6 protein-coding genes are annotated in these 14565 nt (G+C 34.8%); 5 read left to right on the top strand and 1 reads right to left on the bottom strand.

Annotated elements, in window-relative coordinates; all coding sequences use genetic code 11:
• Positions 1 to 122 precede the first annotated feature (122 nt).
• The 3 genes from OM074_RS06925 to OM074_RS06915 all read left to right on the top strand — a co-directional run bounded on the left by OM074_RS06925 (position 123) and on the right by OM074_RS06915 (position 5282).
• On the top strand, positions 123 to 1331 hold the full coding sequence (locus OM074_RS06925) for a glycoside hydrolase family 27 protein (RefSeq protein WP_301198725.1): 1209 nt from the start codon (positions 123 to 125) through the stop codon (positions 1329 to 1331).
• A 352-nt stretch (positions 1332 to 1683) separates the two neighbouring features.
• Positions 1684 to 2793: a glycoside hydrolase family 26 protein gene (locus OM074_RS06920; RefSeq protein WP_301198724.1), complete on the top strand. Its 1110-nt coding sequence runs from the start codon at positions 1684 to 1686 to the stop codon at positions 2791 to 2793.
• 107 nt (positions 2794 to 2900) lie between these two features.
• Complete coding sequence (locus tag OM074_RS06915) at positions 2901 to 5282, top strand: glycosyl hydrolase (RefSeq protein WP_301198723.1); 2382 nt, start codon at positions 2901 to 2903, stop codon at positions 5280 to 5282.
• Positions 5283 to 5574: 292 nt separating this feature from the next.
• On the opposite strand, the gene OM074_RS06910 is transcribed toward OM074_RS06915, so the two are convergent.
• A complete protein-coding gene (locus OM074_RS06910; protein ID WP_301198722.1) occupies positions 5575 to 9672 on the bottom strand; it encodes a hybrid sensor histidine kinase/response regulator transcription factor in 4098 nt (1365 codons plus the stop codon).
• 232 nt (positions 9673 to 9904) lie between these two features.
• On the opposite strand from OM074_RS06910, the gene OM074_RS06905 reads away from it, so the two are divergent.
• Together OM074_RS06905 and OM074_RS06900 are read left to right on the top strand one after the other, a co-directional pair.
• The gene (locus tag OM074_RS06905; protein ID WP_301198721.1) at positions 9905 to 13054 is read left to right on the top strand and encodes a SusC/RagA family TonB-linked outer membrane protein; all 3150 of its coding nucleotides are present in this window, start codon (positions 9905 to 9907) and stop codon (positions 13052 to 13054) included.
• Positions 13055 to 13078: 24 nt separating this feature from the next.
• The gene (locus OM074_RS06900) at positions 13079 to 14545 is read left to right on the top strand and encodes a RagB/SusD family nutrient uptake outer membrane protein (protein ID WP_301198720.1); all 1467 of its coding nucleotides are present in this window, start codon (positions 13079 to 13081) and stop codon (positions 14543 to 14545) included.
• Positions 14546 to 14565: the final 20 nt, after the last annotated feature.

The following is a 14565-nucleotide window of genomic DNA, read 5'->3' as shown; positions in this document are numbered from 1 at the left end:
ATATTTAAAAGGGAGCAAACGAGAATAAGAATTTTTAATGTTAGAATAGTATAATTGACAAACGTGGCTAATATCCTAGTTGCGTTATGTGTAAATGGTTTTACAAAAATTAAATTTTAAAAATGAAGAGATTATTGATTTTAAGTCTAATGGTTTTTGCTATTTCTTTAGTTAATGGGCAAAAATCTGAAAATTTAGCTTTAACACCTCCTATGGGATGGAATAGCTGGAATACTTTTGGTTGTGATATCAATGAAGAGTTGATTAAGGGAATTGCAGATGCTATGGTAGAGAGAGGTTTACGAGATGCAGGATATGAATATCTCGTATTGGATGACGGATGGATGGCCATGGAACGTGATGAAAATGGGAGATTATATGGAGATACAATTAAATTTCCTAATGGAATGAAAGCACTAGGAGATTATATTCATTCAAAAGGGTTAAAATTTGGAATTTATAATTGTGCAGGCTTTAAAACATGTGCAGGTTATCCGGGGAGTAGAGGTTATGAATATATTGATGCTCAAACTTATGCAGATTGGGGTGTTGACTTTCTAAAATATGATTGGTGTAACACTGAAAAACTTAATGCAGAAGGAGCTTATTTAACCATGAGGGATGCATTGTATGCAACAGGAAGGCCAATTGTATTTAGTATTTGTGAATGGGGAGATAGTAATCCTTGGAAATGGGGTAAAGAAATAGGCCACTTGTGGCGTGTTAGTGGTGATATCATTAACTGTTGGAATTGTGAAGTAGGACATGGATCCTGGTCTTCTTGGGGGATTTGGAAAATTATTAATATGCGTACGGATATTCGTAAGTATGCAGGACCAGGACATTGGAATGATTTGGATATGATGGAAGTAGGCAACGATTTGACAGATGCCGAAAATCGCAGTCATTTTGCAATGTGGTCTATATTGGCTTCTCCTCTAATTATGGGTAATGATATTCGTAGTGCTACGCCTAAAACAATTGAAACATTATCAAATGAAGGTGTGGTTGCTGTTAATCAGGATAGTTTAGGGATCCAAGGATTTCGCTTTAGTGATGAGTATGGTATCGAAACATGGATTAAACCATTGATAAATGGAGACTGGGCTATTGTTTTTGTTAATATGAATGATAAAGAGGTGAAGCTGTATTTTGACTGGTTGAAACATGATATAGGAGATGACGTTAGCCAGAAATTTGCTAAGTTAAAATATAATACTTATCAAATTCAGGACTTGTTCAATAATAAAGATTTGGGTGATACATCAACTCCACTCAATGCAAGAATTGGACAACATGATGTTTTAATGATTCGACTTAACAAACAATAAGGTTATTCATTATTAATAGTATGCAATAATAAGTGATTTACCGGAAATAAATCAATTTAATAAAGCTGCATACTATAGGTCTATGGAGAATTGATTTAAATAGGCCAAAATCAGGGGCAATCACTTTGTAGTCGTAGAGCAAGTTTGATTGCCCCTATTATTTTATAGAATATTTGTAGATAGTGACAATGTTTCAGCCATAATACCAAATTTGTAATTCATCTATATAAATTCTTTAATTCAATGGGTACTGAATGAAGTTCATTTTATAGCGGGATAATCTCTACAAATTCACACCTAAAATATAATAGATCGTATTTTATGTATTGTCTGCAAATAAAAAACGTAGTTTATGAAAAAAAATAAAACATTTATATACTTATTCTTTATACTTATTTCTACTAGTCTTATTGTTTCATGTGGTTATGAGCGTAAGGGGTGTTCGGAAATATTTGAAAAACCAATAATTAAACAGCTTAATTGCATTAAAGGTAAAGGTATATTATTGGGGCATCAGGATGATTTAGCCTATGGTATGGGATGGAGTTTTGTAGATGGAGAATCTGACGTAAATAGAGTTACAGGGGATTATCCTGCCATTTTTGGATGGGAATTGGGGGGTATTGAATTTGATCATACTCATAACCTGGATAGTGTGCCATTTGTTACTATGAAAAAATTAGCAATGTGGGGACATGAACGAGGAGGAATTAATACCTTTAGTTGGCATCCTTATTCTCCAATTGATAGTGTGAGTTCATGGACAGGAGGTGCTGTTGTTGCAAGATATATTATGCCAGGGTGCAGTCATCATTTGGCTTTCAAAGTTCAATTAGATCGAGTAGCAGATTTTTTTTGTCAGTTAAAGGATGAAAAAGGACAAAGCATTCCATTTATTTTCCGTCCCTGGCATGAAATGGATGGGAGTTGGTTTTGGTGGGGTGTGAACTCATGTACTGCAGAAGAATTTAAGAGTTTGTTTAGGTTTACGATCCAATATCTGAGAGATCAGAGAGGTCTGTCTCAAATGACAGTGGCATATTCACCAGATCGGAATTTCAATACCAAAGAGGAGTATCTAAAATGGTATCCGGGAGATGATGTTGTTGATATTTTAGGAATGGATAATTATTGGGATTTTGGTCAGTATAAAGGAGAGAAGGAAGTCATAAGAAAGTTACACATTGTTATTGAAGCAGCCAAAGAAAAAAGAAAACTTGCAGCTTTGACAGAAACAGGTTCAGAGAATATACCAGATTCACTATGGTTTACACGAAAATTGGGTGTAGTGTTGCAGGATTCCTTGATTAAGAAAGAATTGAGTTATACGATGATATGGCGTAATGACCCAGAAACACATTTCTTTTTTCCTTATCCGGGACATCCTGCTGCGGATGATGCTAAGGATTTTACAGGGCAAAAGCACATATTCTTGATGAAAGATTTTAATGAAACAAAATAGAGAAGAGAATCTATTGATTTGTTCATTACGGAATGTTAAACAAATAAATACTTTGAATAGGACTCTTTAATCAAACTATATGTTTTTAATTTAAATAATCAGTTATTATGAAAAAAATCTACTTAATTCTATTTTTTGTGCTTGTTACATTAGGTATTCAGGCGCAAAATCTCATTACAGAGGTTGAGTCTGAAAATGGGAACCTGACGGGTACTTATATTGCAGATCCCGAAGGGACTTCTAGTGGGCAGTTTGTTACAGGCTTTGATGAAGATGGTGATAAAGTTTCTGTTACCGTTGATATAGCAAATGCCGGAACTTATGATTTGGTAATTAGGTATAGGTCATTATTTGGAGATAAATTTAATGACTTATATGTTAATGGTACTTATTGGTCAAGCGTGGGTTTTACAGCTAATGCCAATTTTGAGGATATGACATCAATTGCAGTCGTTCTCAATGCTGGTACAAATACCATCGAAATTGTAAAAAATTGGGGTTATGTTGATGTGGATAAGTTTTCTGTTTATTCTAAGGCTGCAAATTCATATAATATTACATCAACACTTTCTGATTCTCAGATAGAAAATTCGGCTCAGAATTTATATGATTTTATAAGGTCTCAGTATGGTTTAAAAATAATGACTGGACAGACATCTGATTATTATGATGATGTCGTAAGTATAACTGGTAAGAATCCGTTAGTTAGAGGTTTTGATTTGATGACTTATACCCCAATGTATCCATACTATTGGGATGGTAGTGGTCATGCTTTTGGGGCTGTTGACAATGGAGAAACGGATAAGGTAATTAACTGGTATAATACGACTGGCCAAAAAGGAGTTGTCGAAATCCATTGGCATTGGTATTCTCCGTCAGGTGGCGTTGCTGGTACAAGTACATTCTTTACTTCAGAAACAACTTTTGATGTTTCTTTAGCGGTAATCTCTGGCACGCAAGAGAATACTGATGCGTTGCGTGATATAGATGCGGTTGCGGAGCAACTAATTCGTATTCGGGATGCAGGCATCCCTGTAATCTGGCGTCCTCTTCATGAAGCTGGAGGAGGTTGGTTTTGGTGGGGGGCTAAAGGTGCTGAACCTTGTTTGGCTCTTTGGGATATGGTAAGAGACAGATTAACTAATTATCATGGTCTTCATAATTTAATCTGGTGCTGGTCTACCCCTGAATCAGAATGGTACCCTGGAGATAATAAAGTTGACATTCTTGGCTTTGATTCTTACCCTGGAGCATATAACTACACAATTCAAAAAAGCATGTTTGATACTTTTCATGAATTAGGGAATGGTAGTAAAATTGTGGCTATGACAGAGAATGGACCAATCCCTGAAATTGGTGATGCGATTGACTTAGATGCAAGATGGTCGTGGTTCTGTGCCTGGAATGAAATGTTGGCTTCTAATAATGAAACACAACATATTATAGATATGTATAACCACTCATATGCTTTAACTATTGAGAATTGTCCTTCTTATCAGAATCCTTCAGTTGCTACTCCTGAGTTTAATATTCCTGGTGGAATATATTTGGAAGCTCAGTCGATAGAACTAACAACCACCACCTCAGGGGCGACCATTTACTATACTTTAGATGGTTCCGTACCATCTACCTCCTCTTTAATATACAATGCTCCTATAGATGTTGCTAGTACAACTACTATTAGAGTATTTGCAACTGCTGCTGGTTTGGAGGATTCTAATATTGCTACAGCCGACTATACAATAAGTACAGCTGAATTTCAATATGGTAGTATTTATAAATTAACTCTCCGTTATAGTGGAAAAGTACTTGAAGTGAATAGTGCATCTCAGGATAATGGTGCAGTAATACAGCAGAATTCAGATGCTGGTTATGATAATCAGCGATGGGAATTTATAGATGGTGGTAATGGATCATACAAGCTGTTGGCCAAACACAGTGGTAAAGCTTTAGAAGTTGATGGTAGTTCGACTTTAGAGGGGGCAGCAGTTGTGCAATGGGATAATCTTGCTAATCAAAGTCAATTATGGAATATTGAATCGCTTGGGGATGGTTACTATAAAATCGTAAACCAAAACAGTGGTAAGGCTTTAGCTATTCCTTCAAAAAGAAAGAATAATGGCATTCCTGTAGAACAGCATGATTATACTGGTGATGCCTATCAACAATGGCAAATTGAATTAATCGGGTTAAAATCAGCATCATTAAGTAGCAATACTGATATTCTTCAGGCTGAGAAAAGCACTATTAGAAATTGCAGAGTATATCCAAATCCTGCAAAAGATTATGTAAATTTAGATTTGTCAGCTTATGAAGGAGAGATAGGAAATGTTTTTATAATGGACTTAAAGGGTAGATGTCTATACAGAGAAGTTGTTTTAGGTGGTGAAATTATCAAAATTAGGCTTAATGAATTTACAAGTGGTTGCTATCTATTAAGCATAAACTTTAAAAATCAATTATTATACAAGAAGTTATTGGTTGATTAAGAATGATGTAATGTATCAAGCTACTCCTTTTTACAGAGTGGCTTGGTTTTTATTTAAGGGAACTAAATTCAAACTAATCGTCTCCGCATTGCCATCTCCCCCAAAAGCCCACCTATCAGGGAGTAAGTTGCGGACTCCTTCATTTGTCATCCTTGGGCTTTTAGCCACACGCTGTATTACATCCTTGAAATAGGAAAATGTATTTATATTATTGATAGCAAGTGAATAGAGTGTAGCAGTTCTGGTGGCTCCGGCATTGTCTCTAAAAATAATAACAGCACAGGATGCAAGCTCATTTTTGGATCCTGTGTATATAATCGGATGGCAAGCACCCGAATTTTTCTTTAAAAGCATCCCTAAAATAGGACATACTATTGTAACCTATTAGTAGAGCAATTTCAGAAATGGAATATTTCCTGGATAATATGAGCTGTTCTGCATTGTTTAATTTAATATCCTTGACAAATTCGTTGGCAGTAATGCCTGTTACAGCTTTTATTTTCCTTGAGAATGAGGAATAGCTCATATTATGTTGGCCCGCCAGAAAAGAAACACTAATTTTTTCCTGCCCTAGATTTTCTTCAATAATCGAAATCGTTTTTTTTATAAAACTATCATCCAGATCAGAGATTGAATTGGATATAATATCTGTTTTATAGATATTTGAAGTGTAATATTTAGATAATTTTTCTCTGCCTTGTAATAAGTTTATGATTCTGGATTTGAGTAAACTGGCGCTAAAAGGTTTGGTCAGGTATGAATCCGCACCAATTAAATATCCTTCTGTTTGATCTGTGGTAGAATCTTTTGCTGTTAATAACACTATAGGGATATGGGAAGTGAGTATATTATTTTTAATAGCATTACACAATTCAATGCCATCCATAATGGGCATCATAACATCACTAACAATAATGTCAGGGATGTTCTTTTTTGCTAATTCAAAAGCATTCTGGCCATTTACTGCGGTAATTATTTCAAAGGAATCACTGAAGATTTCAGAAATGTAATCCAATATATCCTCATCATCTTCTACAATTAATAAGCGTTTTGTAAAAATCTTATTCGTTTCTTTGGGTATATAATCAGGTTGTATATGCTCAGCTTCAGGATAAAATTCATTCACCTTAAACTGAACAAAAACATGAGTGCCCTGATTTAATTTACTTTTGATCGAAATGGAGCCCTTGTGTAATTTAACCAGATTTTTAACCAATGCCAAGCCAATACCGGTGCCGGAAATCTGTTTGTTTCTTTTTACCTGGTAATACCTGTCGAAAATATGCTCTAAATCTTCTTCCGGAATACCCAACCCAGTATCAGCAACTTCAATTTCCAGGTATTTTGTATCAACCTTATTAATAATGCGAACCTTAACTAAAACAGATCCTTCCTGTGTGTTTTTTATGGAATTGGATATTAAATTATCCATAATAATCGAAACAACTTCCTTGTCAAAATGTACTGTTTCAGAATCCTCTATTAGTAAATCAATTGATACTTTTTCATTTTTATTTAGATCTTTAAATTTTAATACTATATCCTGCAAAATAAAAGTAATATCATCTTTTGCAACAGTCAGTTTTCTATGGTTGGTTTCGCTTTTTCTGAATTCCATGAGTTGATTGATTAAATGCAGAAGGCGAATCGCGTTTTTGTGAATAAGGGATAGTTTTTTCTGATTTTCTGTACTGTTTTGTAATATATCTTCCAGTGGACCAATTATCAGAGTTAATGGTGTTTTTAGTTCATGGGTAATATTGGTGAAGAACTGCATTTTTTCGGCATGAAGTTCATGTTCTTGTATGTTACTTTGTTTTTGCAGAATTAACTGGTTTTCAAGTTTTAGCTTATGTCTGAAAAAAAACACAATGGCAAAAGCTATAATCATAAAAGTAAAAGAATACAGAACTTTTGCCCACCAGGAAAGCCATAAGGGAGGATAGATTTTAAATGAAATGCTCTCTGCCTGATCAGACCAATATTGGTTATGAATTTTTGCTTTTACTAAAAATGTGTATTCCCCGGGAGATAAATTTCGGAAAGTGACATTGTTTTGCATTTGAGTTTGATGCCAGGTGCAGTCTTCCATCCCTTCTAAAAGAAAAGCATACTCAACTTGTTTTTTTAATCCATAATCAAGAATGTTAAAATCAATGGATATTGTATTTTGTGAATATTTTAATTTTTTAATCCTATTAATGGGGAGATGGGCCTTTTTAATAGTGATTTCATCTTTAGAGTCATATATGTCGATGTTTGTTATTACAACCGGAGGTATTTTTTTTTGAATAATACTATCGCTTGAATTAAAATAGCAAATGCCGTTTTGAGACCCGAAATATATAGTCCCATCCAAAGATTTTGTAACCGCTCCATTTTTAAAAGTTCCGGTAAGGATCCCGTCACTATTGGTATAATTTTCTATCCGGCCGGAATTGGTAATGTATTTGGAGATACCTGAATTTGTTGATATCCACATTTCACCATTTTTGCCTTCGCTTATTGAATGGGTGTAGTTGTCGCTAATACCATTACTATCATTAATAAATTCGATGTAGTCATAATCTTTTTCTTTAATATGGGGAAAGATACTTATCCCATTATTTGTACATATCCATATCTGATTCTGAGAATCTGCATAGATATGGCTGATAATATTTGAATGTAAGCGATTTGATGTATTAAAGTTCCGAATCAGTTCAAAATCCTGAGTTACTACGCTAACTCCATTTATTGCACTCCCGATCCAGAAATTCCCATTGATATCCTGAACAATATCTCTAATATAATTATCACCCAGACCAATGGCTTTTCCATCATATTTAGTGATAGAATTATCATTTAAATTATAAACAATGATGCCATAGTTTGTTCCAATCCAAATGTTTTGGTTTTGATCTTCGTAAAGAGAACTAATGTATTCGATTTGTTCCTCGTTATTAAATACATCAATTTTTTTTAAGAGTCCGGTTTGGGGATTATAAAATATAATGCCATCCATATTTCTGCCAAACCACATGTTGCCATCATGGTCTTCCATTGAGCAAAGAATATAATTGTCGAGAAAAATGCTTTTATACTTGTTATAAACCCCTGTTGTAGTATTCTTTTTATACAGGTCAACATACCCATTCCCAAGACCAACCCATAAATTGTTGTTCGAATCTATTTTTACGCAATTTACAGTTTTATCACTTAGACTATTTGTATAACCTTTTATTGGCGAATAAGATAGCTTGTTAAAGTATGGTTTTATGTGACTTATTACATTTATACCTTCACCGGAAGTGCCTATCCAAATATTGCCATACGAATCCTGGAAAATATCTTCAATAGAAGGCGAGGATAGTCCTGAAGGTAAGTCATTTGACAAGATGTGTTTGAAGTGTACGCTTTTAGTATCTTGTAAATTAGCCGTTTTTAGGTCCAGAATATTTATTCCTCCTTTCCAGGTCCCTATCCAAAGCTGCTCATCTATTTCTTTTATTACATGAATGTCATCATCAGACAAGCCATTTAAATGTTCCGGGTTATGATGGAAATTGGTAAATGTATCTTTTTTAGGGTCATATATTGCAAGACCATTATGTGTGCCAACCCATACATTATGGAAAGAATCCATAAAAATGCTCATAACTTCATTACCAGAAAGCCCATCAGGAGTGTTTGGATCATATTCAAAGTGTTTTGTGGTAAGTTTTTCGGTAGAAAGAACCGTAAAGCCATTTCCCCAGTGTCCAATATATAAATTACCTTGGTGATCGTCTAATATGCACTTGATTTTGTAATTTTCAGGGAGAGATATGTTTCTTAAATTAATGTCACTAATGGTGTTGTTTTTCTTATCGAGTTTTTTAATGCCATGATTATAGGTTGCAATCCATAAATTGCCTTCTTTATCGAGTTGTAAATCAGTGATTCCTGATGTTTTTGTACTGTTGGCCTCATCAGGTGAAGTTGGATATTTATAAAATTCTTGCGTTTTCTGATCAAGTACGTTTAATCCACCACCCTTAGTTCCAATCCATATTAAATGATCAACTGTATCCACCAAAATCTTATTAGTACCATTGTGGTTTACCGTAAACTTATTGGATGGCTTGGCTTTGTATACGTTAAAAGTTTTACTGTCAAACCTATTCAGCCCCCATTCAGTTCCAAACCACATAAAACCATTTTCGTCCTGATTGATACTTAGGATGTAGTTATCTGATAGGCCATGCGAAGTATTTATTTTATCAATAGTTGTTGTGTTTTGTGAAAATGAATCTATAACTATAAATAAAATTAGAATGATAAAAACCAGCTTTTTAATATTGAATAAATACAAGCCTGTAAATTTTGAAATATTGGTGAACTTATAAAAAGGTGTTAGCAATTCCTTCATTAGTACTGTTTGAGTTCTTAACAAAGATAAATCCTTTTGTTCTTAAAATGAAGCCTGTATAGCCTGATTTTTTCGAGTGGTAAAATACCGTCCACAATTAGTGAAATAAAGTTCTGTTAAATATGAAAAGAGTTCTTTGTAAGTAAAATAGCATCCCCCCTTTAGTCTCTTCTCAAACTAATTTTGATGTGTTCCTTAAAAGTCAATAATAGTATTAAGAAAATTGTTAATCATGAATGAAAAAATCAGAATGGGTTCAAATTTGAATCCAAAGAAAAATTATCTGTTAAATTTAATCCCAAAGTTGCTGTTTGTTATTGTGTTTCTGAATTTGTTGCAAATTACACAAAGCACTTTGCACGGGCAGAATTCTTTGGCGACAAAAACAATTAGTGGTACAGTGGTTGATAAAGCTAACTTACCTATTCCCGGCGTATCTGTGTTTATTAAAAACACCAGTATCGGCACTATAACAGATATAGATGGGAAATATGTTTTAGCTCAAGTTCCAAATGATGGAATCGTTGTTTTCTCTTTTATTGGTATGAAAACGAAAGAGATCATGGTTTCAGACCAATTGCAGATTAATGTTGTTTTAGATGATCAGAGCATTGGGTTAGATGAAGTTGTTGCAATTGCATACGGAAATACTACGCAACGAAAATCCACCGGATCGTTACAATCCATTAAATCAAAGGAATTGACAGATATTCCTGTTACTCAGTTTACACAAAAGCTACAGGGCAAATTTGCAGGCGTAAATATTTCACAGGGAACAGGGAAGCCCGGGCAGGGATTGAATATCCAGATTCGCGGGGCAGCTTCTTTATCTACCAACTCATCTCCTTTATGTGTTATAGATGGTTTTCCAGTTTCGGGGGGTGTGATAGATCTTAATCCCAATGAAATAGAATCAATATCTATACTTAAAGATGCAGCATCAACCTCATTGTATGGTTCCAGAGCTGCATTTGGAGTAGTTTTAATCACAACAAAGAAAGCAAAATCAGGTAAATCAAATATTTCCATTAATGCTTATTCCGGTTTTCAAATAGTTCCGGATAAGGGAAGGCCGGATGTTATGAATGGAACAGAATGGGCCCGGTTTAAAAAGGAATATTATGAGGATTTGGGACAATCTGTGCCGGAAGCTTATCAGAATCCGGAACAATATGGTAAAGGTTATGACTGGTATGATGCTATGTTAAGGACTGGTACTATTAATGATTATAGTTTAACGATAAGTTCTAGTAAAGGAAAATTAAGTAGTTCGGTTGTTGGGGGGTATTTTAAGCAAAAAGGGGTAATGCTCAATTCTGATTATACCCGTTTTTCATTACGTACAAATGTAAAATATGATCTTAGTGATAAACTGACAATAGGCGTAAACCTTGCACCTACATACAATATTGATAATTCTCCATCAACTGATGGTCAGTTTTTTAGCGGCGGTGGAATGTTGTCAAATGCCACTCTTACTCCTCCAATCCTTTCGTACAAAAATGCAGATGGCAGCTATCCTGTAACTGTTACTACTCCCGGGGTAACTTCATTTCCAACGCCTAACTGGGTCAGATCAATTAAGGAAATCACAAATAAAACCATAGATACGCGTTTAATAGCAAATGAATACATCCAATATGAAGTGTTGGATGGATTAAAACTAAAGTCTGCAGCAAATGTGGAATTGGTTCAAACATTAGTACATTATTTTCAACCCTCAACAGCAGGCAGGGCTTTTGCAAGTGCTCCAGGTCAGCTTACTGCCAACCTTAGAGAAACCAACAGACGTTTTTGGACCTGGTTGACAGAAAACACCATGGAGTATTCTAAAGAAATCAATGGACACAATTTAGATGTTCTTGCAGGATTTACCTCTCAAAAGTACCGATATGATCAAAGCGTAATAAGTGGATATAATTATACTGATGACAGGGTTGAAACTATTGATGCTGCATTGGTAAAAAACAATCCAACAATGGATATTCAGGAGTGGAGTATGTTGTCATATCTTACCAGGTTAAGTTACGATTATAAGAGTAAGTATTTATTAACTGCCAGTATCAGGCGTGATGGATCTTCGCGTTTTGGTAAAGATAATAAGTGGGGGAACTTTCCTGCTGTTGCAGTGGGATGGGTAGTTAGTGAGGAGCCTTTTATGAGTAAGTTTGATTGGGTGTCGTTTTTGAAAGTAAGAAGTAGCTATGGTGTTACAGGTAATAATAATATTGGTAATTACACCCAATATAGTACAGTTGAGGGAGATGTAAATACAACCTTTAATAATACTACTTACAGTGGTAGTGCGGTTACAAACCTGGGTAATGATGATTTGGGATGGGAAAAAACCAAGGAATTTGACCTGGGGGTTGATCTTGCATTTTTTAAAGATCGTGTAGCATTGACTTATGATTATTATAAAAAAGAAACTTCAAATTTATTGTATACTCTTTCAGTTCCTATAGAATCAGGCTTTTCTTCATTTACAGGTAATGTTGGTAAGATTCGTTTTTGGGGGCACGAATTCAATATTAACTCCGACAATTTAGTGGGAAAGTTTAAATGGAGTTCCAATTTTAATATTTCTTTTAGTGACAATAAGGTATTGGCATTATCCTCATTGAGCGACCAGTTAATTGTATGGCAGGGATTTGTGTCTACAAGAACGAAAGTTGGAGGAAGGATAGGCCAGTACTTTGGATTGAAACAAGAAGGTGTTTATAAAAATCAGGCTGATTTTGACAGCTCTCCAAAACTTGTAGATTCAGAAGTAGGAACAATTAAGTTTAAAGATGTAAACGGTGATGGAGTAATAACAACAGGGGTAACAGAAAATGACGATAGAACAGAAATCGGAAACCCATTTCCTAAGTTTGTTTATGGATTTACAAATAATTTTAAATATAAGAACCTTGATTTGTCCATAGTAGCAAAGGGCTCCTATGGAAACAAAGTTGTTGCTGCCTTAGAGCAGGGAATGGTTAATCTGGATGGCGTATTTAATGTGTTGAGAGATGTGGAAGACAGATGGCGGTCAGAAGAAAATCCAGGTGCCGGGTTATATGGTAAAACAACAGGTTCCACTTCACACGATCGTGATGATTTTCATTCCAGATATGTAAAAGATGGTAGTTACTTTACTATCAAAAACATTACTCTAGGATATACCGTTCCATCTAAAATTGCAAGTTTTATACAAAGCCTGCGTGTTTATGCCAGTGTACAACAAGCTTTTGTTTTTACAAATTATAAGTATGGAAACCCTGAAGTAGGGGTTGATTTTAATGGAAATCAGCCAAGTTCAACCACTCAGGGTATTGATTTCTCAGCATATCCGGTTCCCAGAACATTCACCTTTGGTGTAAATGTGAATTTAAAATAGTTTGAAAGTTAAAAATATAATGAGATGAAGAATTTAATAATATTATCAATTTTAGGGATGCTTTGTTTTATTAGTTGTGATGAAAGCTTCGTTGAGATTCCTTCGGAAACAACTTTAAGTACACCTATATATTTTAATACACAAAGTGATTTTGAACAAGCCATAAATGGAGCATATGCTCCTCTTAGGTCTCTTTATAATGGTACTTATGGCGCATGGGCAATGGGTGAGCTGAGAAGTGATAATTCTACCTATAAGTATAATCCCAATGACAGGGGGACGATCCAGGGCGAATATATTGCTGATTTTATAGAAGAAAGTTCAAATGGTATACTGGATACTAAGTACGCCAATAATTATTATGTTATAGCCCGTGTAAATCAAATTCTGGATTTGATTGATGGTGTGGATTTTGATGTAGATGATAAAAATAATATTAAAGGACAGGCATTGTTTTTAAGAGCATTCTGTTATTTTGATTTAGTTCAATATTTTGGGGCAGTACCATTACACCTTACGCCAGCTGCAACTTTAGATGAAACAGCCTTGCCTCTATCTGATGTAGATGAAATTTATAAACAGATTATAGCCGATGCGGATTTAGCTTCTGAATTATTGCCTGACAAAGCAACTCAGGAAACAGGACGTGTTACTACAGGCTCTGCCAAAATGCTATTGGCAAACGTATATATTGTACAAAAGAATTGGTCAGAGGCAGAAACTGTTTTAAAAGCTATCTCGGGATATAGCCTGTTACCTGATTATAATGATGTTTTTGATCCTTCAATGAAAAATAATAGCGAATCTATTTTCGAAATTCAATATAAAGAAGGAACTGAAGGTTTTCAAAGTAATTTCTTTTATACTTTCCTGGTTCAACCAATAACTGCAGATGAGATATCTGTTGTTACAGGGATTACAGAGGTGGCAAGAAATATTGAAGGGTATAACATTCCTACTCCGGATATTATTAATGCTTACGAAGTTAATGACCTGAGAAAGGATGCTACTATAGGTTATATCTCGGCGAGTGGTGTTGATTATCCTTATATTAAAAAGTATGCTCACCCTCACTCTTTAACAAATAATACTGATGACAACTGGCCTGTTTATCGTTATTCTGAGGTTTTGTTGTTTTTGGCAGAAGCCTTAAATGAACAAAATAGAACAGATGAGGCATTGATATATCTGGATCAGGTTAGAGCCCGGGCCGGACTGGATGGAAGCACTGCTACAGGCCAGAATGAAGTAAGGGATGCTATTATTCGTGAGCGGAGAGTGGAATTTGCATTTGAAAATAAGAGATGGCTGGATTTAGTGCGGACAAATATTGCAGAAACTGTTATGAAAGAATATGGAGAAAGGGTAAAAGCCAATCCTCAGGACTATTACTTCCCTGAAGGATATGGTGTTTCACCTTCCTCTTATACTACAATTAATCAGTTGTTTCCAATTCCATCATCACAATCAGAGTTGAACCCGTATTTTTAAAATTAGTAAGGAGAGAATAA

The organism is Plebeiibacterium marinum, from assembly GCF_026013615.1.
Lineage (GTDB): Bacteria > Bacteroidota > Bacteroidia > Bacteroidales > Marinilabiliaceae > Saccharicrinis > Saccharicrinis marinus_A.
This window is presented reverse-complemented; position numbering and strand designations above follow the sequence as displayed.